Consider the following 23,337-nt stretch of genomic DNA (forward strand, 5'->3'; position numbering starts at 1 on the left):
TTCCAGGAGGGTGTTCAATGGCGAGCACATCAACGGCAACCAAGTCAGAATTCGCGGACTCAGCGGATCCAGCGTTGGGACTGGTTGCCGAGTTGGCAGCAGCAGGGCAACGACTGGTATTTCGTCAGGGCGACGAACTGACCGGCGTGGTTCTGTGGCCGTCCGGAGAGCCCTCCCTCTCCGATCTGTGCGAGAACTTCGAATCCCTCGGACTTCGAGTGTCGACGCACCGCCCGCTTCCGACAGTTCTCGGATCGGCGCATCATTTCACCTTCGAGCCCTGCGCCTTCGACGGCGGTGCACTCGAGAAGATGGCCTCGGCTTTCGAAGCTGTTGTTGCCGGTAGGACCCGGATGGACAACTTCTCCAGCCTGATCGGCCGAGCCGACATCACGTGGCGTGACGCAGAGTTGCTGCGCGCGGCGTGCCGGTTCCTCGCGCAGGCACGCATCGGGCTGTCCGAAGGCTACATCGTGGGAGTATTGCAAGCGAAGCCCCTATTCGTTCGGGCGGCACTCGGACTGTTCACTGCGCGATTCGACCCGGCAGTGCCGAAGCGCAGTGTGGCGGTTGCCGCCGCGATCACCTTGATCGACGAGTTGGTCGACAGCGCAGACACTCTCGACGAAGATCGGGTTCTTCGCGGTGTTCGCTCGTTTCTCCAGGCAACATTGCGGACCAACTGGTACCTGCGCGACGGCGCCGGCAATCCGTTGTCGTATGCGTCGTTCAAGATCGACTCCCAGGTTCTGTCGACGCCGCAGAAAACCGTTCCGTTCCGCGAGATCTACGTCAGCGCACCCAACGTCGAGGGCGTTCACCTGCGTAGCTCGTCGGTGGCCCGTGGCGGCCTGCGATGGTCCGATCGCTTCGAGGACTTCCGCACCGAGGCCTTGAGCCTCATGAAAACCCAGAGTGTCAAGAACTCGCCCATCGTTCCGACCGGAGCCAAGGGCGCTTTTGTCGTGCGCGGAACATCCACGCCCACACCGGACCAGGTGCAGGAGTCGTACAGCACGTTCATTCGCGGACTGCTCGACGTGGTGGACAACATCGTCGACGGCTCGCCGGTACATCCGGCCGAAGTGATCGCCTACGACGGTGAAGACTCGTATCTTGTCGTGGCAGCGGACAAGGGAACCGCCCGGTTCTCCGACGTGGCGAACGGCATTGCGATCGAGCGTGGTTTCTGGCTGGGCGACGCCTTTGCGTCGGGTGGTTCGGCCGGCTACGACCACAAGGCCATGGGCATCACCGCCCGCGGCGCGTGGGTGGCTGTGCGACGCCATTTTGCCGAACGTGGTGTGGACGTCGACACTGATCCTTTCACCGTCGCGGGGATCGGCGACATGTCCGGCGACGTGTTCGGCAACGGAATGTTGCTCTCGCACAAGATTCGTCTGGTTGCGGCGTTCGACCACCGCCACATCTTCATCGACCCGAACCCGGACCTGGAGGCCACGTTCAGTGAACGCGCCCGCCTCTTCACCGTGCCGCGCTCGTCCTGGGACGACTTCGATCGCACCGTGATATCGAGCGGCGGCGGCGTGTGGCCGCGCAGCGCAAAGTCCATCAGTCTTCCGCGCGAGGCCCGCGACGCACTCGGAATCACCGAGGAGAAGCTCACCCCGCAGGAATTGATCCGAGCGATCCTGTGTGCGCCGGTCGACCTGTTGTGGAACGGGGGCGTTGGCACCTATGTGAAGGCGTCGGGCGAGAGCAACGTCGACGCGGCCGATCCGTCCAACGACGGTGTTCGTGTGAGTGCGGACGAATTGCGTGCCGGCGTGGTGGGGGAGGGCGGCAATCTCGGTTTCACACAGCGCGCGCGGATCGAATACTCTGCCGGCGGTGGACGAATCAACGCCGACTTCATCGACAATGCGGCCGGTGTTGCGACGTCGGACCGAGAGGTCAACATCAAGATCGCTCTTGCGGGGTTGGATTCCGGCTCACGAAATGCGCTTCTGGCGTCGGCCCAGGACGAGGTAGCCGCGTCGGTACTGAAGGCCAGCGAGGACCAAACCCTTGCCATCAGCCTGGCCGAGCATCGAGCGCCGGCACTTCTCGACCAGCATGAGCGGCTGATCGAGAATCTGATTGCGGCGGGCGCCATGAAACGCGTCGAAGAATCGCTGCCGGATGCCAAGTCGCTTGCCGTGCGGGCCCGGGCAGGTCAGGGGCTTCTTCGCCCCGAACTTGCTGTGCTGGTTGCTCAGTCGAAGAATGTGCTGACTGCCGAGTTGGGTGCTTCCGAGGCCCCTGACAACAAGATCTTTGCCGACCGGCTGACGCAGTACTTCCCGCCGTCGGTGGTCGAGGCAGCGCCAGAGGCTGTGCAGGCGCACCGGCTCGGACGCGACATCATCATCACTTCGGTGGTCGACGAACTGGTCAACCGCGTAGGGCCGGGTGTGCTGTTCCGGCTGGAAGAGCACTTGGGTGTGCGCAGTCCGGAAGCGTCGTTGGCGTATGCGGTGGTCAGTGAGGTGCTCGGCACCGAGGGTCTGCGCCGCGACATTCTGAACTCCGATCTTGATGCTGCCGAACAACTTCAGGCACTTGATCGACTGCAACAGTTGCTCGAGTCCGAAATGAGCTGGGTGCTGCGACGGCCAGGAGCGGCCGGACGGTTTGCGGTGAACCCGCGGGCAGACATCGATCGATGGTCGGGGCCGGTGCGCGAACTCACGGCGGGGCTGAACTCGAGCGAACGTATCGAGGTGTCCTTCGGAGCTCTGGCGTTGGCCGACCTTGCACTGCAGGAGAATACGTCGGTCCAGGCGGCTGCGACCGTCTACCGTGAGCTCGCTGCAGAGCTTGATCTGGGTGACGTACTCGGCGGCGTCGACGTTGCCGTCGGAGCTTCACACTGGGAGGTCATGGGCAGCGCTGCCGTTCATGCTCGATTGACGACGCGATTTGCGGATCTGGTATCAGGTGCTCTCGACGACGATCGCGACGGTGTGGTGCAGCGGTGGTCGAGCGCCAATCTCGATGCTGTGCACCGATTTACGACGTTGATGTCCAGTGTTCGCCGCAGCGGTTCGCTCGACACTGCGCGACTGTGCACCGTCGACGCGGAACTCGAACTGCTGATCCGCGGCACATCGTCGTTCTTGTCAGCGGCTCTCCCAAGCGAGTAGCGACAGCAGCAGTTCAGCTCTGACCCTGGCCTCGCCGAGGTCGCATCGCAAGAGTTCTTCGACGCGGGTGATGCGACCTCGGAGAGTGTGCCGGTGGATACCGAGTTCGGAAGCGGCAGATTCCCATTGGCCGTTGGCCTCGAGGTAGGCGCGGAGCGAGATCGCGAGGGCTGTTCCGTGTTTGTCGTCGTGTTCGGTCAGCACGGGAATCGTGTCGGCGGCCATGGCAACAAGCGCTTCTCTTGCGGGTTCGGACGCAAGAATCGTCGAACCCGTCAGTGCATCGAATTCGAGAATGCGCGCTGTAGCCGTTGTGAGGTTGGCTGCAGCGCGGGCTTGGACAAGTGCGCGCGCAGCGTCGAGGATTGGGTGCGGCGTGCTGATCCCGGCGCGAACAGCTTTGGATTCGCTCGGAGACAGCTGCGCCAGAAGCGCTTGTGCGGTGTCGACGGTATCGGTGCCACGAAGCAGCACGGTGAGTGCGGTGTTCTCCACTTGGGCAAAAAGAGGTCTTCCTGCGCGTGCAAGTGCGCTGTCCAGCTCGCGTAGAGCAGGTCCCAGCGCTGATCCTCGGATGTGGACGACGCGTACCAATCCGTTGGTGTCGCTCGCTTCGCCGAGATACGACGGCACGGAGTCTTCGGCGATTCGTCCGTCGAGTAGCAGTCCGAATGCCATCGAGTTCAGCTTGGATCGTTCGGCCCGCAGGCGCACTGGCTTCTCGAGTTCCAGGGTCAACAGTGAAACAGCATGTCCGAGAAGCACTCTGTCGATGTTGCTCAGTGGTCCAGAACCGGCCAGTGCAAGGTAGCCGTGCCAACTGTCGGTCACGCCGACTGGGGAGAGCGTAAGCGTCCGCTCGGGGGTGCTCTGCGAAATCGATGCCGGTGCATTGGGATCGCGAGTTGTCGCGGCCACGGCACGCACCTCGGCGATCAGCGACTTCTGATTTGCGGGATGTACGGCGGTAATGCGGTCGCCGACAAACGCAACCGAAGTTTTTGTCGCCGTAGCCAGTTCGCGCACGATCGCGGAGACACCGCCGCGCAGCGCAACTCGGGTGATGCGCGTCTGTACTTCTGCCGCGCGCAGGACGGACTCGTACTCCTGCTGACTCAGCCGGGTCATCACCGCGCGGGTGACTGCCGCGAACGGGGTGGTGAACGGAACGTCGAGCAGGGGAAGTCCGCGACCGCGGGCAGCTGCGAGAAGCTCCGGCGGGACCTCTTTGTGAGAAAGTCCCGTTCCGAACCCCAGTGCTGACACTTCCGCCGACGCCAAACGGTCGACGTAGTCGGCAAAATCAGTGGCAGTAGCGCCCACGAATGCAAGCCCGGTGGTGAGCACCAGTTCCCCGCCCGAGAGCCACGGAGTGGGGTCCGTCAGCTCTGTGGCCTGTGCAAACGTGACCGGCTGAGTGGATGAGGACGGGTCGGTCAGCAATGTCAGCGACAGGTGCTTCTGACGCAGTAGCCAGGAGATCGGAACGGTCACGAGTTCAAGGCTAGCGGGAGCTGCCGATATGGAGTAGGCCTGAGTAGGTAGATATCCATTTCGGCACTGCTCGATGGTGCTCGCGCGTCGCATACTCGAATGCAATACACAACCGAGAGGGTGGTCACATGAGTGCAATCGAATACCGGCTTCCGCAGGAACGTCGCATCGTCACGGAGTTCCCGGGCCCGCGCTCGGCTGCGCTCGCAGAGCGTCGTAAGAAGGTTGTCGGCGCAGGCGTCGCGTCCACCCTTCCGGTGTACGTCGCTGACGCGGACGGCGGAGTGATCGTCGATGTCGACGGCAACTCGCTCGTCGATCTCGGTGCCGGTATCGCCGTGACCAGCGTCGGTGCATCCAACCCGGCTGTTGTCGCCGCAGTTCAGGATCAGGTTGCACACTTCACCCACACCTGTTTCATGGTCGCTCCGTACGAGGGCTACATCGAGGTCGCCGAGCGCCTGGCCGAACTCACCCCCGGTGACCACGAGAAGCGTTCCGTTCTGTTCAACTCCGGCGCCGAAGCCGTCGAGAACGCCGTCAAGATCGCGCGTCACGCAACGGGTCGCGACGCCGTTGTGGTGTTCGATCACGCGTACCACGGCCGCACCAACCTCACGATGGCACTGACGGCAAAATCCATGCCGTACAAGAGTGGCTTCGGTCCCTTTGCCCCCGAGGTCTACCGCGTTCCGATGTCCTACCCGTACCGCGAGGGCCTGAACGTCGACGGTTCGAAGATCACCGGTGAGCAGGCCGCACAGCGCGCCATCACGATGATCGAGAAGCAGATCGGCGCGTCGAACACGGCAGCCATCCTCATCGAGCCCATCCAGGGTGAGGGCGGATTCATCGTTCCCGCAGAAGGATTCCTCCCGACGCTCGTCGCGTGGGCCAAGGAAAACGGTGTCGTCTTCATCGCCGACGAGGTCCAGGCAGGCTTTGCTCGCACCGGTGCCTGGTTCGCCAGCGACCACGAGGGAATCGTCCCGGACCTGGTCACGCTTGCCAAGGGCATCGCCGGCGGCATGCCGCTCGCAGCTGTCACAGGCCGCGCCGACCTGATCGACGCAGTCCACCCGGGCGGTCTCGGCGGCACGTACGGCGGTAACCCCGTCGCCTGCGCCGCGGCGCTGGCATCCATCGACCAGATGCACGAGCTGGACCTCTGTGGTCGCGCCCGCACCATCGAGACCACCGTCGTCGGTCGAATGAACGCGCTGGCAAAGGAACTCGACGTCATCGGCGACGTTCGTGGACGCGGCGCCATGCTCGCCATCGAGCTGGTCAAGCCCGGCGGACAGGAGCCGGATGCCGACATCACGAAGGCCATCGCAGCTGCGTGCCTCGCGGCAGGCGTTGTGATCCTCACGTGCGGCACTTACGGTAACGTCATTCGTCTACTCCCTCCGTTGGTCATTTCCGAAGAACTGCTCGACGACGCCCTGACCGTCCTCGAGTCTGCTATTCGCACTGCAGCACAGGAGAACTGACATGTCGAACGTCTCGGAACTTCTCGATTCCGTACCCCAAGGTCTCTGGCTGGGCGGCAAGCTCACGCCGGCCGAGAAGACCTTTGCGGTCTACAACCCGGCAACCGGCGAAGAGTTGGCTCAGGTAGCCGACGCCACTGCAGCTGACGGTATCCGCGCCCTCGATCTCGCTGCTGCGGCACAAGATGATTGGGCCGCGACGCCTGCTCGGAACCGTGGCGAGATCTTGCGTCGCGCGTTCGAGTTGTTGCACGCCCGCGCCGAGGACTTCGCGCTGATGATGACCCTGGAAATGGGTAAGTCGTTGGCCGAGAGTCGCGGTGAGGTCAACTACGGTGGCGAGTTCCTGCGTTGGTTCAGTGAGGAAGCCGTCCGCATCGGTGGACGTTTCACACAGGCTCCGGCCGGTAACGGTCGCATCCTTGTCACCAAAGAAGCCGTCGGACCGGTTCTGGCGATCACGCCGTGGAATTTCCCGTTGGCCATGGGAACCCGAAAGATCGGACCGGCACTTGCGGCCGGCTGCACCATCATCGTCAAGCCGGCCGAGGACACTCCGCTCACCATGCAGCTTCTCGGCCAGGTATTTGCCGACGCCGGCCTGCCTGACGGTGTGCTCTCGATCCTCCCGACCTCCGACGCCGCAGCTATCAGCGGACCGCTGATGGAAGACGCACGTCTGCGCAAGGTTACGTTCACCGGTTCCACCGGCGTCGGAAAGCTGTTGGTGCGCAATGCCGCTGACAAGCTTCTCCGCACGTCCATGGAACTGGGTGGCAACGCTCCGTTCATCGTCTTCGACGATGCCGACATCGATGCAGCTGTCGACGGTGCGATGCTTGCGAAGATGCGTAACGGCGGCGAGGCGTGCACCGCAGCTAACCGCATTTACGTTGCCAACTCGGTGCGCGAAGAATTCACCGACAAGTTCACCGCCAAGGTTGCGGCCTTGAAGGTGGGCGCAGGTGACGCCGAGGGTACCAACATCGGCCCGCTGATCAACACCAAGCAACTCGCCACCGTCACCGGACTCGTCGACGACGCCGTGTCCAAGGGTGCGCGCGTTCGCACCGGTGGATCGGCGCCCGAAGGCCCGGGGTTCTTCTTCACCCCGACCGTTCTCGACCAGGTGCCCGCCGACGCGCGCCTGCTGAAGGAAGAAATCTTCGGACCTGTTGCAGCCGTAGTCGGTTTCGACACCGAAGACGAAGCCATCGCCGCAGCGAACAACACCGAGTTCGGGCTTGTGGCGTACTTCTACACCCGTGACATCGATCGCGCGATGCGCGTCTCGGCGAAGCTGGACACCGGCATGGTCGGCGTCAACCGCGGCGCGATCTCCGATGCCGCAGCACCGTTCGGTGGTGTCAAGGAATCAGGCTTCGGTCGCGAAGGCGGAACCGAAGGTATCGACGAGTACCTCGACACCAAGTACGTAGCGCTGTAAGTTCTTCCGCGAACAACGAAGGCCTCGCCGGATTCCCGGCGAGGCCTTCGTTGTTCGAGGTTATTGTCCCAGCGGAGTGGGGCGGTAGTACTTGCCCTCGTGATAAAGAAGCGGCGCCGCGGCGGAATCATCGTCTTCGTCGGCGTGAACTCGGGTGACAAGCCCGACAACAAGGGTGTGGTCGCCCACCGGAATCAACTGATCGACCGTGACGCGCATCCAACTGGGCGTGCCGTGCAGAACCGGCTCGCCGGTATCGAGGACAGCCCAGAGTGATTGATCGGCAAAACGCTGATCGGCGCTGCGCGCAAAGCGCTGGGCCAAATGTTGTTGGTGTTCACCGAGAAGATGAATCACCAAGGACTTTGCGGCCTTCAGGGCGGTGATGCTCGACGACGTCTCCGCGATGTTGAACGACACGAGCGGCGGCTCGAGCGAGAGCGACGAGAACGAGGTCGCCGTGAACCCTACCGGTCCGGTGCCGGAGTCGAGGGTGACAACAGTGACTCCCGCGGGGTGACGGCCCAGTGCGGCCCGGTAGTCGGCGGCGCAGATGCCGGTGGACAACTCGGGCGCGGTGGTCGCGTCGGGTGTGGTTGGGTTGGAAATATCGTTCGGCGTGTCAGTCAACGGGGCTCTCCGGTGGGAAATTTGGTCTTTCGACCCACTATAAGCGCGCGTCTGACCGTCCTTAGTCCATATCCACGGCAAGGCCGGCCGTGATGCGCAGCAGTTCCGGATACGTCGTGCGGAAGACTGTGTTCGGATGGCCCGCCGCGGCCCACAGGATCGGATACTGCTCGAGCGCGGTGTCGACGTACGTCGGCAGGTTGGTGGGGTGCCCGAGCGGCGCCACTCCGCCGATGGGTTGACCCGTTGCGGCCTTGGCCATCTCCAGCGGAGCCCGGGTCAGTTTGCCTTCGAGGCGCTCACCCGTTGCCTGCAGATTCACCTGGTGCGCGCCTGAGACCAGCAACAACACTGGATCGTCGTCGAGTAGGAAGACGAGTGACTTGGTGATCGCGCCCACCTCCACCCCGACAGCTGCCGCTGCTTCTTCGGCAGTGTGCGTCGCGTCGGCTTGCGTGACGATGACGCCGTGATGACCGCGAGCGATCAGGGTTTCGGCGACGTGCGAGGCGTTGGGGTGGAGGAGGCTCGTCATGAATTCAAGAGTAGGACTAGTCGGCGATTGTCACAGCCGGAGTTGGCACTGTGTCGGCGGACTTTCGGTTCTTCCTGATTGTAAATCCGAACAACATGGCGGCGCCGACCACGGCGTACAGGAAAAGCGTCAGCACGGGCTGGCCGACTCCGACGTTGCCGAAGTACACGATGCTTCGAACACCCTCGGTGCCGGCGCCCGGAGTGATCCACCGGCCGATCGCGGCATAGAACGACGGGAGCACATTCGAGCCGAAAGCGCCTCCGGCACTGGGATTGCCGAGGATGACAAACACTGCGATCGCCAACGGGACGGCGAGAACGCCGATTGCCGCGCGGAGTCCGACCGTGAACATTGCCGTACCGAACACGACGGCACTTCCCAGCAGTGAGAGCGGGAGCCAGTGCCCGGCAAAGGTCCCGAGAACATGCGACGTGATGAGTGCGCCAAACGCCCCGGAAATCACCGAGTACACGGCGATCACACCGGTATGCGCAGCTGCCTGGCGAAGCGTCTTCGGTGCACCGATGAACAGGCCGATTGCTGCGGCAAAGAGGTAGCCGCCCACAACCCAGCCGATCGAGAGGTAGAAGCCGGACAGGCCGCGGTTGTCGTGAGCGCCCACCGGGATCTCGTCGCGCACCACGAACTCGCGGTTCTGGCTGCTCTCGACCTGGGCAAAGATCGATTCGAGTGACGTTGCAATGGAGCTACCGCCCGCACTGGCGGTGATCAGGGTGTCGGCTCCCGCCGGATTGATGACAAACGCACCCTGGATCTCGCGATCGTGGAGCATCCGACGCGCTGCGGCGGTGTTGTCGCCAACGCGTGCGTCGAGCGGGCTGCCGTCGATGGCGTTGAGCTTGTCGGCGATCTGCTGATCCATGCCGGCCGGTGTGCCCTGATCTGCGATGACCACAATCTCGATGTCACGTGGCGTCGGCTGATGGAACGCGGCGACATAGCTGAGGATGAAGCCCATCTGGAGCAGGATCATGCCGACGAACAGCGCGACCATGACTTTCGGGGCGCCGTATTTGGCCAGCAAGTTGTCGCTGGGGTGTTCGTGCGGAGGCGTGGGTGTTTCCGGTGCGGCGTGTGCCGGATGCGTTGTGGTCACGATGAGTCCTGATCTTGTCGAAAGTAAAGAGCTTGTCAATACCCGAGGTATTGAATACTCTAGGTATCGTGACCGAATCCCGTCAACCGGACTTCGTGCCGGTAACCCGCCCCGGACGCGATGTTGTGCGGCAAAGACTGCTCGACGCTGCGGCGGAAGAATTTGGGGAGCAAGGATTCAGTGCTGCACGTCTCACCGAAGTGGCCCGCCGAGCGGGCTTCACGAAGGGCGCCGTCTACTCCAACTTCGAGTCCAAGCAAGACCTGTTTGCCGAACTATTTGCGCAACGGTCACTCGAACTTGCCGGAAGGGTGCTCGCCGAGATCGCGGGCATGAGCCCCACCGACGCCGCCGGCAAAAGCGGCGAGGCAATCGCGTCGTGGATGGCGGGCAACCCCGGGTGGTTGCTGCTCGTCCTCGAATTCGGAGTCCTCGCCGGACGTGACCCCCAGATCGCCCAGGCATACCTCCGAGAGCGTCGGCACCTACGCAGTCAACTAGTGGAATTGATCGGTGCGCGAGCCCGGGAATGGGGCGTCGAGGATGCCTTCGATGTGCGGACTACCGCAATCTCGTTGATGGCCTTGATATCCGGATTGGTTCTCGAACACTCCGTGGACCCGGAAGAAGTCGATCAACAAGCAATGGGCGCCGCAGTGACCGCTCTATTTGCAGGCGCAGTCGCGCGGGCCGGTTTGCCTACCAGCTAACGCATCGGCGTCTGGGTGGCGTCGCAGTCGCGGATATTCGGTGCCGCGCGCCAATTGTGCGCCCGCAGGGACAACTGGCCGCGCGGCTGAACATTAGCCGCGCGGCAACCACATCAATTCCGGCATAGCAAACAAAACGCCCGCGACCGGAATCGGCCGCGGGCGTTCGAGCAAAGAAACTCAGACTGTTGCTGGAGTGTTCTCGTCGAGTTTCGGATCTTCGTTCGCGATCCGCTTGTTTCGGATAACGCTGCTGATAAAGGCCGCGCCGATCAAGAAGACACCAACAAGGCCGGTGATGATCTCGTTGATGTGAACACCGATGGACACCATCAGGATGACGGCCAGAGCGCCGATGGCCCAGTGAGCGCCGTGCTCGAGGTAGACGTAATCGGACAGCGTGCCCTTGCGGACGAGGAAGACGGTGATGGAGCGGACGAACATCGCGCCGACAAAGCCGAGGCCGAGAGCGATGATGATCGGGTCCGAGGTGATCGCAAACGCGCCGATGACGCCGTCGAAGGAGAAGGACGCGTCGAGGACCTCGAGGTACAGGAACAGGAAGAATCCGGCCTTACCTGTTGCCTTGGCCAGCTCGGTGGGTCCGCCGGACCTGACGGTCTCTTCGTCTTCGTCCTCTTCGGGAAGGTTGAAGAGTTCACCCAACCCGTTGACGGCGATGTACGTGATCATGCCGAGCACGCCGGAGATCATGACCGTCGTGACCTTGTCGTCTGCGGCGAGGAACGAACCTGCCAGAACCAGAGTGAGGCCGGCAACGACAACAGCGAGCTGATCCAGCTTGCCGATCCGCGCAAGGGGCTTCTCGAGCCAGGACAGCCAGGTGATCTCACGCTCTTCGAAGATGAAGCCGAGGAACAGCATCAGCAGGAACATGCCACCGAAGGCGGCGATGGTCGGGTGAGCGTCGGTGATCAGTGTTTCGTAGCTCGGATCGCCGTTGGGGAAGTAGGCGGCGTCGTCGGCCGGCGGGTTCAGCGCGAGGTCGAGTGCCGCGATCGGACCCAGGCCCGATGCCGCCCACACGATGACAAGCGGGAACACCAGACGCATACCGAACACCGCGATGACGATGCCGACGGTGAGGAAGATCTTCTGCCAGAAATCACTCATTCTTCGCAGAACGGTGGCATTGATGACGGCGTTGTCGAAGGAAAGCGAAATTTCCAGAATTGACAGGATGACAACGAGGAACAGAGCCTCGGGTCCGCCGTAGATGAACGCGACGATCATCGCGATGATCGAAATGCCGATCGATAAACCGAATATTCGCAGTACCACGGAGCGTGGCCCTTTCTAGTTGGTCAGTGCGCAGTGGTTACTGCAGCGGTTATCTCACCGCAATCGATACGAAGCCGGGGAGAGTTCCACAGCGTACTGCGGAACTCTCCCTTTGGTCAGCTCGACGGTAGGTCGACTATCAGACGTTGACGCCGTAGTCGCGTGCGATGCCCGCGAGGCCCGAGGCGTAGCCCTGGCCGATAGCGCGGAACTTCCACTCTGCGCCGTTGCGGTACAGCTCGCCGAAGACCATTGCGGTCTCGGTGGAGGCATCCTCGGACAGGTCGTAGCGGGCAAGTTCGTTGCCGTTGGACTTGTCGACAACGCGGATGTACGCGTTGCGGACCTGGCCGAAGGACTGCGAGCGTGCTTCTGCGTCGTAGATCGAGACGGGGAAGACGACGCTCTCGATGTTGGCCGGAACAGCGGCGAGGTTCACGTCGATCTGCTCGTCGTCGCCTTCGCCTTCACCGTCGGTGTTGTCACCCTTGTGCTCGATCGAGCCGTCGGGCGAACGCAGGTTGTTGAAGAAGATGAAGTGCTGGTCGGAGACGACCTTCTTGTCTGCACCTGCGCCGATTGCGCTGGCGTCGAGGTCGAAGGCTGCGCCGGTGGTGGAACGTGCGTCCCAGCCCAGGCCGACAACCACTGCGGTCAGGTTCGGGGCCTCCTTCGTGAGAGAGACATTGCCGCCTTTGGTCAAGCTGACGCCCATTCAGGGGTCCTTTCAAGAGAAGAGACATGGCCCGCGACGACGATTGGCCGTCTTGGGAATGTGTTTACCTCCTCCACCCTAACGGCACTTCGGGTGTGGCTGCGGTAACAGTGGAAATCGAAACGGAAGCGCAAGCAGTCGGCCCCGTAGGATTCAATCGTGGTAGGCAGATGGTCGGAGCGCTTCAATCGGGGGGTGAGCGTGGAGGAGTCGATCAGTCGTGCGCGGGAGGCGCAGACTGCGATGGTCTCGGCGTTTCTCGACATGGACAAGCGTCAGACGATTGCTTCCGCTGCTGTCAAAGCGTCGACCGAGCTCTTCCCCGAGCGTGGTCTGGGCGAGGCCTGGAAACCGGTGAGGGACAAGTGCTACGTGGCGGTGTCGAACTACCTGTCCACGAGCGAGCAGTACGGGAACGACCAAGCTCTCCATCGTGATGCGCGCACTGCCACTGCGGCCTTCGAGAAGTCGGTGGCCGAACTGGTATCCGCAGCTCAAAGCATTGATGCCTTCTACAACGGCAATCGAAGCCACCTCGAGCAGGCCACGGCGACGATGTCCACGATTCCGGTTCTCGGTCAGCAGGCGCGCACGGCTGCCGAAGCCGCTCGCCGCGCGTTGAGTGATACCGATCGGCGCTATTGCGAGTACCCGTCGGTAGTTGCGTCGTCGGAGCATCTGGACGCGTCCGTTGCCGCGCTCGCTCGGGCGGAACACGGTGAGCGGGCAGACGAAATCCGGGTCGAAGCCGAGCGGGTCAACGCCGCGGCAGCAGCACTCACGGAAGCATTGGCCCAGGCACCGTCCACACAGCGACATGCGCAGACGACGGTGTCGGCTGTGTCGACGAGGCTGGCGGCGGTGCGAACGCGGGTGGACCGCCTCGACCCTGCGTATTCGGCATTGCTCCGGGAGTTCAATGCCGCGAGTTCAGCAGATCTGGTCAACAACAGCAGTCGGAGTCGTGAACATATCGATAACGCCGCTGCCGATTTGAACGAGGCAATGCAGGCTTTGGATGTGGGCAATCCGGAGCATGCGTTGGCGTTGATGGCAGATGCGCGTCTTCATCTTGCCGAGGCGGAAGCCTGCGTCGATGCTGTGACGGATCGTTTGACAACACTTCGGGCAGTTCGGGCAGATCCGACAGAAAAAGAGCGTCAGGTCCGTTTTCGTTTGAAAGACGCGCAGATGTTTGCCGTCAATCACGGTTTGGTGGCGGAATGGGGGTCCGTGCTCGATGCGCAGTTGGCGCGGATCGAACGGGCGGCTGCGTCACTGACGGGAACTCATCCGGACTACTGGTCGTATGTCATGCAGTTGGATTCGGTTTCGGCGTTCATTGCCGAAGTCGTCGAAAAGATGCGGACGCAAGCAGGAAGACGCTGACCAAGAACTGAATATGCAGGTCGGGACCGATCGGGGGATCGGGATGGACACCCGAAAAATCAAGTGGGGGGCATGAAACGTGTAATTGCCATCGGTCATAGAGAGAAGAGACATGCAGCACTTTCAACACCTCGAGGATGATGTGCGGGAACAACTGTTCCTGCACGCTCCCCGGACCTTCAGCGATTCCGACGAGCGAGATCTGCTGGCGATCGCTTTGGGTGCGACTCTCTACGTTCCCGCCACGCGGGCAGGGTTGGCCGAGATCGTGGAGAAGCGCGCTGCCGAAGGTGTCAGTTCGATGGTTCTCGATCTCGAGGACGCCGTCGCGGACGACGAGGTGGAAACAGCGCGGGCCAATGCCGTGGCCGCGCTCGACAAGATCGCGGCAACGGATGCGGTCGGCATGTTGCTCTTCGTCCGGGTCCGTGAAGTGTCCGACATCGCGGACATCGCACAATCGCTGACGATTGGGCGCGCTGCGCTGACCGGATTCGTCATCCCGAAATTCGGGAGTGAATCCGGCGAGTCATTCCTCGATGCCATCGCTGACGCGTCCGAAGCGCTCGGAAAGCATCTGTACGCCATGCCCGTGCTCGAATCGCCGGAACTGGTACACCGTGATACCCGCGATCATGAATTACGCAGTGTCCAGGAGCTTCTTACTCGTCATCGGGATCGCATTCTCGCGGTTCGCATCGGTGCCACCGACATGTGCAGCACGTTCGGTATCCGCCGTGACCGCGACTTGACGATCTACGACGTGCGTGTAGTTGTCGATGTCATCGCCGACATCGTCAATTACCTTGGCCGAGCCGATGGTTCGGGTTTTGTCATCACCGGGCCGGTGTGGGAGTACTTCGCGGACCATGAGCGTATGTTCCGCCCGATGCTGCGTGCGACGCCGTTCGAGGAGCACGACGCGGTGCGGTTCCGGCAGCACTTGGTGAGCCGCGACCTGGACGGTTTGTTGCGGGAAATCGCTTTGGATCGGGCCAACGGCATTCAAGGTAAGACGGTTATCCACCCGTCGCACGTTGCCGCGGTCAATGCATTGTCCGCAGTCACGCATGAGGAGTACCACGACGCTCTCGACATTCTGGGCGTCGAGGTGGGTGGGGTGCAGGCGTCCGGCTATCGGAACAAGATGAACGAGATGAAGCCGCATCGCAACTGGGCTAGGCAGACGGCCTTGCGCGCACGTGTTTTCGGCGTGACCAACAAGGGGATCACGTTTGTCGAACTGCTGACGGCGTTGGTTGATCGATGACCAGCAGCGTGGGGTCGGTTCCCTGGGCCACAGAAGAATTCGGATTGGATCTTGTACACGGCGACTCTGCTGTCGGACGGACGGTGCCGGAGTTGGTGATTCCCGGACTGCGTCGCAATCCGCGCCGTGCGCACCTGTTGGTATCGACGGTACTCGGCAAGCACATCCCGACGCCGCCATCGGTCGTCATCGGGGCCGCCGACGATCTGGGTGATCTGGTGCGCGAGCGCCTGGGCGTCGGCGTTGACGTTGTTGTGCTCGGATTTGCCGAAACTGCAACAGGTTTGGGCCACTGCGTTGCTGCCCGCCTGCATGCTCACTGCTACTTGCATTCGACGCGCCGCGACGTACCAGGGGCTACTACGTTGGCCGGGTTCGAGGAGGGGCACTCGCATGCGACAAGTCACCTGATGCAACCGACGTCGGCGGAACTGTTCGAGAACAATTTGCCCCTGGTGTTGGTAGACGACGAAATATCAACCGGTGCAACAGCTATCGATGCCATTCGCGCACTGCACGGCCAGTGCCCGCGCGAGCGGTACGTCGTGGCCTCGCTGGTGGACATGAGAACCGACGAGCATCGCGCGGCCAGTGAGGCTGCCGCGGCAGAATTGGGAGTGGCTATCGATTACGTCAGTCTCGCATCGGGTTCCACTGTTCTGCCGCTCGGTCTGACGGAACGAGTGACGGCGCTGGATGCTCCCACTCTCAATATTGCCGGTACCGATCGCGGTTCGGTCACCAGAGTGGACATTCCGTGGCCGGCGGCAGTGCCGGACGGAGGCCGTCACGGATTCCTCGACGCGGATTCGGCAGGTTTCGACAGCGCGGTCGAAGCCGCTGTCAGGGTTCTGGATTCGACGGTGGCGCCAGACCGTGCACTGATCGTGGTCGGTCACGAAGAGTTGATGTATCTCCCTCTTCGCATTGCGAGCGGTCTCGAACGCGGCGGCCGCCAGGTGCGGTACCAGACGACCACGCGGTCTCCGGCATACGTCATGGACCATGTTGGCTACCCGCTGCGTCGTGGATTCACCTTTGTCGCACCGGAATCCGGCGAGAACGAGCCGCGCTTTCTGTACAACGCGCAGTGGCCGGACGAGGCCGTCGACGCACTTGTCGTGCTGATCGTGGACGAACCTGCCGACACCGATCGCCTGATGGCGTCCGGCGGTGTCGTGGAGGCACTGAGAAATGCCGGGACCGATGTTGTCGTGGCAACGGTGCGCGGCGCGGACCCGTCGATGTTGCGGGATTCGAGAGAAGGTGAAGGCACATGACGGCGCCTCTGGTCGGACCGGAGTTCGGTTCGTATGCACCCGACGAAGTGACGTGGTTGCTCAAGGATCTGTCTCACGTGGACCTCGAAGCGGATGTTGCGCTGCGGGAGAAGCGTATTCAGTCGGGTGAAGCACATTATGCCGAATCCCTTCCCATCGAGTACCAGCCCGATGCGGCGTATCGCGAACTGTTCGAAACCGTGTTGTCGGAGAGTGCGCCCAGGTTGGCGCGTGCGGTCGGAACGGTCACAGACCTGGTGCTGGCCGAGCGCGGCTCCGACGTCGTATTGGTCTCGCTGGCCCGCGCGGGCACTCCGGTGGGAATTTTGATGCGGCGGTGGGCGCAGCACGTCCACGGATTGACCTTGCCGCACTACGCCGTGTCGATCGTGCGGGGTAAAGGCATCGATTCTGTCGCGCTCGATTATCTTGCGCGCCATCATGATGCGTCGAACATCGTCTTTGTCGACGGCTGGACGGGCAAGGGTGCTATTGCCCGGGAACTCGAGGCCGCTCTCACCGAATATCATGCGGCGGGCGGCGCCGAATTCAATCCGGACCTCGCTGTTCTCGCGGATCCCGGATACTGCGTTCGGACCTACGGCACTCGAGACGATTTCCTGATCGCGTCGGCGTGCCTCAATTCGACTGTGTCCGGTCTGGTCTCACGGACGGTTCTCAACGACACCCTCATCGGACCCGGGGACTTTCACGGCGCGAAGTTCTACGCCGATCTGGCCGATGTCGATGTGTCCAACCGTCTACTCGACGTCGTCTCGGCGGAATTCGACAACGTACGGAGCGATGTCGCGGATTCACTTGCCGCTGTGCGCGCTTCGGATCGGACACCGACCTGGGCCGGCTGGGAATCGGTGGAGAAGGTGCAGGCGGAATACGGGATTTCGACCGTGAACTTCGTGAAACCGGGTGTCGGCGAGACCACCCGCGTGCTGCTTCGTCGTCTGCCGTGGAAGGTACTCGTACGTCAGAGGGCCGCGCCCGAACACGCACATATCCGTCTGCTGGCCGAAGCTCGCGGCGTCCCGGTCGAGGAAGTGCCCGATCTTGCGTACTCCTGCGTCGGATTGATCAAGGACATCACATGAGTGCGTCACCGGTACTGGTTGCGACCGATCTGGATCGCACGATGATCTATTCGAAAAACGCGATCGGCGGGGATCCCACCGGCACCGATCTGACCTCGGCACAGCACTACGTGTGCGTCGAGTACTACGACGGCGGTCCGCTGTCCCACATGAGCACCGAGACCATCGATCAGCTCCGGGCGCTCAGCGCGGCAACGCCGGTGATTCCCACGACCACCCGGACTATCGCGCAGTTCCAGCGCATCGACCTGCCGGGCGCTCCGTGGAAATACGCGATCACGAGCAACGGCGGCAACATCCTGGTGGACGGAAAGCCCGATCTCCGCTGGCGCAGCGAGATCGACCGATCGACCCGCACTGCCGGGATGGAGCTGGCGCACGTTCACAGTGAACTGGAAACCCGCATCGACGTCAGCTGGGTCAGTTCCATGCGGGTGGCAGACGAGCTGTTCCCGTACTTGGTAGTGGACTTGTCGACCATCCCGGCCGATTTCGAAGCGGACTGGAGTGCCTGGTGCACCTCACGCGGATGGAACGTCTCGCGCCAAGGCCGGAAGATCTACACGATGCCGGACGCGGTCTCGAAATCTCGAGCCCTCGCCGAGGTGCGAGCCCGCCTCGTCGACGCGGGCGAACTCACGCCCGACGCCACTGTCCTGTCGGCCGGAGACGGTGCACTCGATGCGGACATGCTCGAATATGCGGACTTCGCGATCCGGCCCCGGCACGGTGAGCTGGAAGAACTCAACTGGCAACGGCCGACCGTTACTGTGACAGAAGGATCCGGTATCGCGGCGAGTGCGGAGATTGTGCGTTGGTTCTCCGCCCATGTTGCCGCGATGACGGTCGGAACACCGCAAGAGTCCGAGCAGCTCTCTAAGTAATGCACGCTCTGAAATGAAGGAGATGTAGTTGTCTGTATCGCTTGCCAAAGGTCAGAACGGTCCGTTGGATGTGCCGGAGGTGATTGTCTCAGTGCAGTTGGCCGCCGCCGCTGACCTCTCCGCACTGCTCGTGGCCGGCAACGGCAAAGTGCGCTCCGACGCGGACTTCGTCTTCTTCAATCAGCCCACCGGGCCAGGCGTGCAGTTGGTTCCCAACCCGGGTGGCATCGCGTCGCTCAAGGTTTCGCTGGCCGGTGTGCCTGCCGACATCGAGCAGGTTCGTGCGGTGATCACTCTCGACGACACTTCCTCGAATTTCGGGCGCACCGCGGCGCCGACGGCTCGGGTATCGGATGCCGCCGGAAACGTGCTGTACGAGTACGTGATCGACGGGCTGTCCAGCGAGTCCATCGTCATCGCGCTCGAGGTGTACCGACGTCAGGGCGCGTGGAAGGTCCGCGCCGTCGGGCAGGGCTATGCCGGTGGATTTGCAGCGTTGGTGACGGATCACGGTGTCTCCGTCGACGACGCACCAGCACCCGCTGCCCAGGCCGCACCCCCGCAACCGGCCTACAGCCCGCCGCCGCAGCAGCAGCCGGTGTACAACCAGCCGCCCCAGCAGCAGCCGGCCTACAACCAGCCGCCGCAGCAGCAGCCGGTGTACAACCAGCCGCCGCAACAGCAGCCGTCGTACAACGCGCCGCCGGCCCCGCCCGCGCCGCCGGTGTACAACCAGCCTCCTGCCGCACCGGCTGAGGTGAGCCTGGTGAAGGGTCGCCCCGTCAGCCTCACCAAGGGGCAGAAGGTCACGCTCCGCAAGGAGGGCGGCGTTGCACTCACTCTGATCCAGATGGGGTTGGGCTGGGACCCGATCAAGAAGAGCGGCATGTTCGGCAGCCGCACGGCCAATGTCGACCTCGATGCGTCGGCGCTCCTGTACGCCGACGGCAATCTGGTCGACGTCTGCTACTACGGACAGCTCACGTCGAAGGACGGGTCGGTGCGTCACATGGGTGACAACCTGACCGGCGACGGTGATGGTGACGACGAAGTGATGACGGTCGATCTCCAGCGCGTGCCTGCGCACGTCAACGCGGTGATCTTCACGGTTACGTCGTACCGCGGGCACACTTTCGAGCAGGTGCAGAATGCGTTCTGCCGTTTGGTCGACAGCACCACCAACTCCGAACTGGCTCGGTACACGATGCAGGGCGGTATGGCGTTCACCGGAATGGTGATGGCAAAGGTGTACCGGCAGAACGGTGAATGGAAGCTGCAGGCGATCGGCGAGGGCATCCAGGCAAAGCACGCCGGCGAAGCCGCACCACAGCTGGGCCGTTTCCTGATGGCGTAGTGAGTGAAATTCGGTTGGGGTGTGAAAGGGCTTGGCTCGGTAGATGATTAATCGTGGGATTCGGTTCGGTTCAGTTGCGGCCACCGTGGTGGGACTGGTTCTGACGTTGGCGGGTGCCGGCGCCGCACACGCGTCGGTTCCCGTGGACTCCGGAGAGAACGCAGGCATCAAGTACACCGCTCTCGGAGACTCCCGGGCGTCGGGACCACGCTTGGAACCGATGTACCCCGACGGGTGCTCGCGGTCGTACGAGAACTTTGCGGGCAAGATATCGCGCGAACTCGGAACCTCGGAGTTCGCGGACGTGTCATGCAGTGCTGCTCGTAGCGAGAACATCATCTCCACACCCCAACTGATTCCGACGCAGTGGCCGGTCCAATTGGATGCAGTACACCCGGACACGAATCTGATCACCCTCTCGGTCGGGGGCAACGACTCGAACACCCTGATCGTGGGGGCACTGTGTGCTGCTCCCGCACCGGGCGTCGATCGCGGATGTCGCAACGATCCGCTCACCGAGTCCCTTGCGCAGTCCGGCATCGATCAGGCTGCCGATTCGCTCGACAAGACTCTGGCTGCGCTGACGCAGCGGGCTCCGCAGGCGCGGATCTACATGGTCGGAGCAGGCGGGATGATCGGTGCCAGGGCGTGCTGGCCCAATGTCCCGTTCTCGGACGGTGACGCGGCGTGGTTCATGAACTACTACGCGCGTTTCAACACACAATTTGCCGCGATCGCCGGCCGGTACGGCGTTCACGTCATCGACATCGCCACGGACGCGGTAGCGGGTGGACACGACGCCTGTGCTGCGCCGGAACAGCGGTGGTTCGAGGGCATGTTCTCGGAGTCGACGGCGCAGCGTTTGCATTTCACAGCGAGCGGAATGACCGAAGTTGCAGGCCGAATTGTGGCAGATCTGCGAGCGAACCCCATCGGCGTGGCATAGTTCTCGGCTGTGACTGTGGAGTTCGTTCCTGGACAGAATGCGCCGCTGCAAACATCCGTCGTGACGTTTCGTGCGTCCAGCCAGACGCCGTTCGACGTGTCTGCGATGGTGACGGATGCGCGCCTGCAAGCCCTTTCGTCCGACGCTTTTGTCTTCTACAACCAGCCGTCGACGGCCGGCGTGCAGCTGACAGGCGACGTCGTCCGGGTCGATCTCGATCGTCTTCACCCCGATGCGGCAGCGGTGCTGTGCATCGTGAGCGTCGATCCGAGTGCCGCCACAGCCGGGGCCTTTCGGGTTGCCGGTTTGTCTGCGCGGCTGAGCGATGAATCCGGTTCGGTACTCGGCGAATTCGACATTCCCACCGCAGGTTCGGAGACCGCAGTCATCTGCTGGGAGCTGTACCGGCGAAACGGCGCGTGGAAGGTTCGAGCAGTCGGACAAGGCTATGCGGGCGGTTTGGCCGAACTCATCGGCGTTCACGGAGTCGAGGTAGACGACGCGCCGGCAAACGCGGGAAGCCCTACTGCGCCGGTGCGCGACGATCAGGTTGTGGAGCCCGTCGAAGAGGGCCGCGCACTCGAACGTATGTGGATGATCTTCGAAGACGCATCGAGGTCGGCGGCGTCGCTGATATCGAGCAGCGAATACGCGATGACGAGGTTGGACGAGGAACTGTCGGTAGCGGTAGCTGACGCGAGCACCCGCAACTCGCCGGCCGGTATTGCCGCCCGTGAAGCTGCGCAGAAGCGTCACGACGAACTGGTGGCGACAGCCCGCGAGAGCCATACACGAGATTCCGCGCAATTGGCCCATGAGCTGACCGTCGTGGATTCGGTGATTCCGCGGGCGATGGCGTCCTGGGAATCACCGGTATGGGCGGCGGGTTCGGCGAGGGAATCTCTGACGTCGAGTGATGGTGTGCGACTTGGCATGTTGTCCGCACCTGACCGAAGTTCACTGAGTGTGCCCTACTGCATGCCGCTCCCACTGCCACGGCCGATCTGGGTGGACAGCACCTCCGGGGCAGCGGCGGTCGCTGTGGTCAGTGCGTTGACGCTGCGAATCATGGCTGCCGGGCCGATGCCGTTGCTTGACGTCGTCGATCTGACCGGGTCGTACACGTTGCTGACGGATCGTTTGTCCGCGCAGTTGGCCGGGCCGGTAATTCGCACGCATCAGGAGATTTCTGCGCGGTTGACGGAGTTGGCCCAAGCTGTGGATTTGGCGGGGCTGGCAAGAAACAGCGGCCAGGAGTTCGCGATGTCTCACGACGCCGGCCCGAGCACTCCACGACTACTGATACTCGGCGACTTCCCGCATGGGTATTCGGCGCAGGACGCCGAGGCGATCATGTTTCTCGCCGAGCACGGACCGATGATCGGATTGTCGATACTGCTTGTCGGAGATGACGAGTCGAGTTCGACCGAGGAGAGCATCGTGGCCTTGGCACATGGGTGCCGCCACGTTCCGGCGGCAGGTGAGATCGACGTCCACGATCCGTGGACGGGCTCGCACTGGGTCTTGGTCCCGGACACCCTCAATCCGGCCACGCAACCGCAACTCTTTGCCGCATTCGACAAACTCTGACTCGATCAGAGTTCGTCGAGCGTAATAATCCCGTCCTGCAATGCACGTGCAAGCAGGCTCATCTTCGTGGGGGCTCGCCGACCGACGGCCGCGTATTTCCCTCGAATTCGCATCAGATGTGTGTTGATTGTCCCGATCGAGATGAGCAGTTGCGCGGACACGACGGTTTTACTGTCGGATTTGAGCCAGTGCCGGAGCACTTCGATTTCGCGGCTGGAGAGACCGGGATCGCGCGGCGGCGCAGCGGGTTGTTCGGGCGACCCGGTCACGGAAGTGCTCCTCGATCTTGACTGATTGCAGGGCCGCAAGCATATAAGAACCTACCGGAAGGTTTTAATTGTAGGGGTGGATGGCAAAATTCGGGGCTCCCAGGCAAAGTGGTTGGTACGACTACGCGCGGTGCGTGGCGGCTCTACCCGAGGAGACTCATGGCATTCTGGGATCAGCTGAAGGCTAAGGCTCAGGAAATGAACAGCCAGCTCAAGACCAAGACGAGCCAGTTCCAGAACAAGGAGTTCAAGAACGCAAGTATGGCGATGTGCGCGTTGATCGCGGCCGCAGACGGCTCGATCGACCCGGCAGAGCGTCAGAAGACGTCGGCATTGATCATGAGCAACGAGTCGCTGGCGGTCTTCCCGCCGGCAGAGCTGAGTCAGCAGTTCGATTGGTACTGCAGCAAGCTGACGTCGGACTTCGAGTTCGGAAAGCTAGAGGCAACCGCGGCAATTTCCAAGCTCAAGTCCAAGCAGGATCAGGCTCGCGCGGTCATTCAGATCGGCATCATCATCGGCGGCGCCGACGGCAACTTCGATCAGCATGAGCGCGCAGTAGTGCGGGACATGTGTTTTGCGGTCGGAATTGCTCCCTCGGAATTCGATCTCTGATAGTTCTCTTGCAGAAAGCGGGTGCGGTGCCACTGGCACCGC

Annotated in this window: 20 protein-coding genes; 13 read left to right on the plus strand and 7 right to left on the minus strand. The window is 62.5% G+C overall.

Annotation, left to right across the window (positions count from 1 at the left end; translation table 11 throughout):
- Positions 1 to 17: 17 nt before the first annotated feature.
- Positions 18 to 3,146 carry an NAD-glutamate dehydrogenase domain-containing protein gene (locus tag RG2_RS28865; RefSeq protein ID WP_033236292.1) on the plus strand — a complete coding sequence of 1,043 codons (3,129 nt, stop codon included), beginning with the start codon at positions 18 to 20 and terminating at the stop codon, positions 3,144 to 3,146.
- On the opposite strand, the gene RG2_RS28870 is transcribed toward RG2_RS28865, so the two are convergent.
- Positions 3,123 to 4,640 carry a PucR family transcriptional regulator gene (locus tag RG2_RS28870; RefSeq protein ID WP_033236293.1) on the minus strand — a complete coding sequence of 506 codons (1,518 nt, stop codon included), beginning with the start codon at positions 4,638 to 4,640 and terminating at the stop codon, positions 3,123 to 3,125. The two genes, RG2_RS28865 and RG2_RS28870, sit on opposite strands and share 24 nt — an antisense overlap.
- A gap of 128 nt (positions 4,641 to 4,768) precedes the next feature.
- Between RG2_RS28870 and gabT the strand changes: the two genes are divergently transcribed.
- The gene (gene gabT, locus RG2_RS28875) at positions 4,769 to 6,133 is read left to right on the plus strand and encodes a 4-aminobutyrate--2-oxoglutarate transaminase (RefSeq protein WP_033236294.1); all 1,365 of its coding nucleotides are present in this window, start codon (positions 4,769 to 4,771) and stop codon (positions 6,131 to 6,133) included.
- 1 nt (position 6,134) lies between these two features.
- Positions 6,135 to 7,580, plus strand: a complete 1,446-nt coding sequence (locus RG2_RS28880) for an NAD-dependent succinate-semialdehyde dehydrogenase (RefSeq protein WP_033236295.1) — start codon at positions 6,135 to 6,137, stop codon at positions 7,578 to 7,580.
- A 60-nt stretch (positions 7,581 to 7,640) separates the two neighbouring features.
- Here RG2_RS28880 and dszD read toward each other — a convergent pair whose 3' ends face one another.
- The 3 genes from dszD to RG2_RS28895 all read right to left on the minus strand — a co-directional run bounded on the left by dszD (position 7,641) and on the right by RG2_RS28895 (position 9,865).
- Entirely contained in the window at positions 7,641 to 8,210 is a 570-nt protein-coding gene (gene dszD, locus RG2_RS28885) for an NADH:FMN oxidoreductase DszD (RefSeq protein ID WP_033236296.1), read from the minus strand.
- Positions 8,211 to 8,271: 61 nt separating this feature from the next.
- A complete protein-coding gene (locus RG2_RS28890; RefSeq protein WP_033236297.1) occupies positions 8,272 to 8,745 on the minus strand; it encodes a YbaK/EbsC family protein in 474 nt (157 codons plus the stop codon).
- Between the two features lie 16 nt (positions 8,746 to 8,761).
- Positions 8,762 to 9,865, minus strand: a complete 1,104-nt coding sequence (locus RG2_RS28895) for a membrane protein (protein WP_033236298.1) — start codon at positions 9,863 to 9,865, stop codon at positions 8,762 to 8,764.
- 68 nt (positions 9,866 to 9,933) lie between these two features.
- Here RG2_RS28895 and RG2_RS28900 point away from each other — a divergent pair, with 68 nt between their 5' ends.
- Positions 9,934 to 10,575 (plus strand): TetR/AcrR family transcriptional regulator, encoded by a 642-nt coding sequence (locus RG2_RS28900; RefSeq protein WP_045068267.1) that lies wholly within the window; start codon positions 9,934 to 9,936, stop codon positions 10,573 to 10,575.
- A 180-nt stretch (positions 10,576 to 10,755) separates the two neighbouring features.
- On the opposite strand, the gene RG2_RS28905 is transcribed toward RG2_RS28900, so the two are convergent.
- Entirely contained in the window at positions 10,756 to 11,877 is a 1,122-nt protein-coding gene (locus RG2_RS28905) for a DUF475 domain-containing protein (RefSeq protein WP_033236299.1), read from the minus strand.
- Positions 11,878 to 12,016: 139 nt separating this feature from the next.
- The gene (locus tag RG2_RS28910) at positions 12,017 to 12,592 is read right to left on the minus strand and encodes a TerD family protein (protein ID WP_033236300.1); all 576 of its coding nucleotides are present in this window, start codon (positions 12,590 to 12,592) and stop codon (positions 12,017 to 12,019) included.
- A 243-nt stretch (positions 12,593 to 12,835) separates the two neighbouring features.
- On the opposite strand from RG2_RS28910, the gene RG2_RS28915 reads away from it, so the two are divergent.
- The 8 genes from RG2_RS28915 (at position 12,836) to RG2_RS28950 (ending at position 22,411) form a co-directional block, all read left to right on the plus strand.
- Positions 12,836 to 13,981 carry a hypothetical protein gene (locus RG2_RS28915; protein ID WP_033236375.1) on the plus strand — a complete coding sequence of 382 codons (1,146 nt, stop codon included), beginning with the start codon at positions 12,836 to 12,838 and terminating at the stop codon, positions 13,979 to 13,981.
- 112 nt (positions 13,982 to 14,093) lie between these two features.
- Positions 14,094 to 15,251, plus strand: coding sequence for an HpcH/HpaI aldolase/citrate lyase family protein (locus RG2_RS28920; RefSeq protein ID WP_033236301.1), 1,158 nt, complete (start codon positions 14,094 to 14,096; stop codon positions 15,249 to 15,251).
- Complete coding sequence (locus tag RG2_RS28925; RefSeq protein WP_033236302.1) at positions 15,248 to 16,531, plus strand: phosphoribosyltransferase family protein; 1,284 nt, start codon at positions 15,248 to 15,250, stop codon at positions 16,529 to 16,531. Before RG2_RS28920 ends, RG2_RS28925 begins: the two co-directional genes overlap by 4 nt.
- Positions 16,528 to 17,637, plus strand: a complete 1,110-nt coding sequence (locus RG2_RS28930) for a cysteine protease StiP family protein (RefSeq protein WP_033236303.1) — start codon at positions 16,528 to 16,530, stop codon at positions 17,635 to 17,637. Before RG2_RS28925 ends, RG2_RS28930 begins: the two co-directional genes overlap by 4 nt.
- Positions 17,634 to 18,521: a haloacid dehalogenase gene (locus tag RG2_RS28935; protein ID WP_033236304.1), complete on the plus strand. Its 888-nt coding sequence runs from the start codon at positions 17,634 to 17,636 to the stop codon at positions 18,519 to 18,521. The genes RG2_RS28930 and RG2_RS28935 overlap by 4 nt, the downstream gene beginning before the upstream one ends.
- Positions 18,522 to 18,549: 28 nt before the next feature.
- Positions 18,550 to 19,875, plus strand: coding sequence for a TerD family protein (locus RG2_RS28940; RefSeq protein ID WP_033236305.1), 1,326 nt, complete (start codon positions 18,550 to 18,552; stop codon positions 19,873 to 19,875).
- Positions 19,876 to 19,918: 43 nt separating this feature from the next.
- A complete protein-coding gene (locus RG2_RS28945) occupies positions 19,919 to 20,821 on the plus strand; it encodes an SGNH/GDSL hydrolase family protein (RefSeq protein WP_033236306.1) in 903 nt (300 codons plus the stop codon).
- A gap of 9 nt (positions 20,822 to 20,830) precedes the next feature.
- Entirely contained in the window at positions 20,831 to 22,411 is a 1,581-nt protein-coding gene (locus RG2_RS28950; RefSeq protein ID WP_033236307.1) for a TerD family protein, read from the plus strand.
- A 5-nt stretch (positions 22,412 to 22,416) separates the two neighbouring features.
- Here the strand turns inward: RG2_RS28950 and RG2_RS28955 are convergent, their stop codons facing one another.
- Positions 22,417 to 22,680 carry a helix-turn-helix transcriptional regulator gene (locus RG2_RS28955; protein WP_033236308.1) on the minus strand — a complete coding sequence of 88 codons (264 nt, stop codon included), beginning with the start codon at positions 22,678 to 22,680 and terminating at the stop codon, positions 22,417 to 22,419.
- Between the two features lie 159 nt (positions 22,681 to 22,839).
- On the opposite strand from RG2_RS28955, the gene RG2_RS28960 reads away from it, so the two are divergent.
- Positions 22,840 to 23,295 carry a tellurite resistance TerB family protein gene (locus tag RG2_RS28960; protein ID WP_033236309.1) on the plus strand — a complete coding sequence of 152 codons (456 nt, stop codon included), beginning with the start codon at positions 22,840 to 22,842 and terminating at the stop codon, positions 23,293 to 23,295.
- Positions 23,296 to 23,337 lie beyond the last annotated feature (42 nt).

This window comes from Rhodococcus globerulus NBRC 14531 (assembly GCF_001894805.1).
Taxonomy (GTDB): Bacteria; Actinomycetota; Actinomycetes; order Mycobacteriales; family Mycobacteriaceae; genus Rhodococcus_F; species Rhodococcus_F globerula.

What these genes read in the sequence shown, in the direction of transcription:
- RG2_RS28910 (WP_033236300.1), bottom strand. Translation starts at nt 12,592, where the DNA reads ATGGGCGTCAGCTTGACCAAAGGCGGCAATGTCTCTCTCACGAAGGAG.
- RG2_RS28935 (WP_033236304.1), top strand. Translation starts at nt 17,634, where the DNA reads ATGAGTGCGTCACCGGTACTGGTTGCGACCGATCTGGATCGCACGATG.
- gabT (WP_033236294.1), top strand. Translation starts at nt 4,769, where the DNA reads ATGAGTGCAATCGAATACCGGCTTCCGCAGGAACGTCGCATCGTCACG.
- RG2_RS28945 (WP_033236306.1), top strand. Translation starts at nt 19,919, where the DNA reads ATGATTAATCGTGGGATTCGGTTCGGTTCAGTTGCGGCCACCGTGGTG.
- RG2_RS28890 (WP_033236297.1), bottom strand. Translation starts at nt 8,745, where the DNA reads ATGACGAGCCTCCTCCACCCCAACGCCTCGCACGTCGCCGAAACCCTG.
- RG2_RS28880 (WP_033236295.1), top strand. Translation starts at nt 6,135, where the DNA reads ATGTCGAACGTCTCGGAACTTCTCGATTCCGTACCCCAAGGTCTCTGG.
- RG2_RS28925 (WP_033236302.1), top strand. Translation starts at nt 15,248, where the DNA reads ATGACCAGCAGCGTGGGGTCGGTTCCCTGGGCCACAGAAGAATTCGGA.
- RG2_RS28960 (WP_033236309.1), top strand. Translation starts at nt 22,840, where the DNA reads ATGGCATTCTGGGATCAGCTGAAGGCTAAGGCTCAGGAAATGAACAGC.
- RG2_RS28865 (WP_033236292.1), top strand. Translation starts at nt 18, where the DNA reads ATGGCGAGCACATCAACGGCAACCAAGTCAGAATTCGCGGACTCAGCG.
- RG2_RS28915 (WP_033236375.1), top strand. Translation starts at nt 12,836, where the DNA reads ATGGTCTCGGCGTTTCTCGACATGGACAAGCGTCAGACGATTGCTTCC.
- RG2_RS28920 (WP_033236301.1), top strand. Translation starts at nt 14,094, where the DNA reads ATGCAGCACTTTCAACACCTCGAGGATGATGTGCGGGAACAACTGTTC.
- RG2_RS28930 (WP_033236303.1), top strand. Translation starts at nt 16,528, where the DNA reads ATGACGGCGCCTCTGGTCGGACCGGAGTTCGGTTCGTATGCACCCGAC.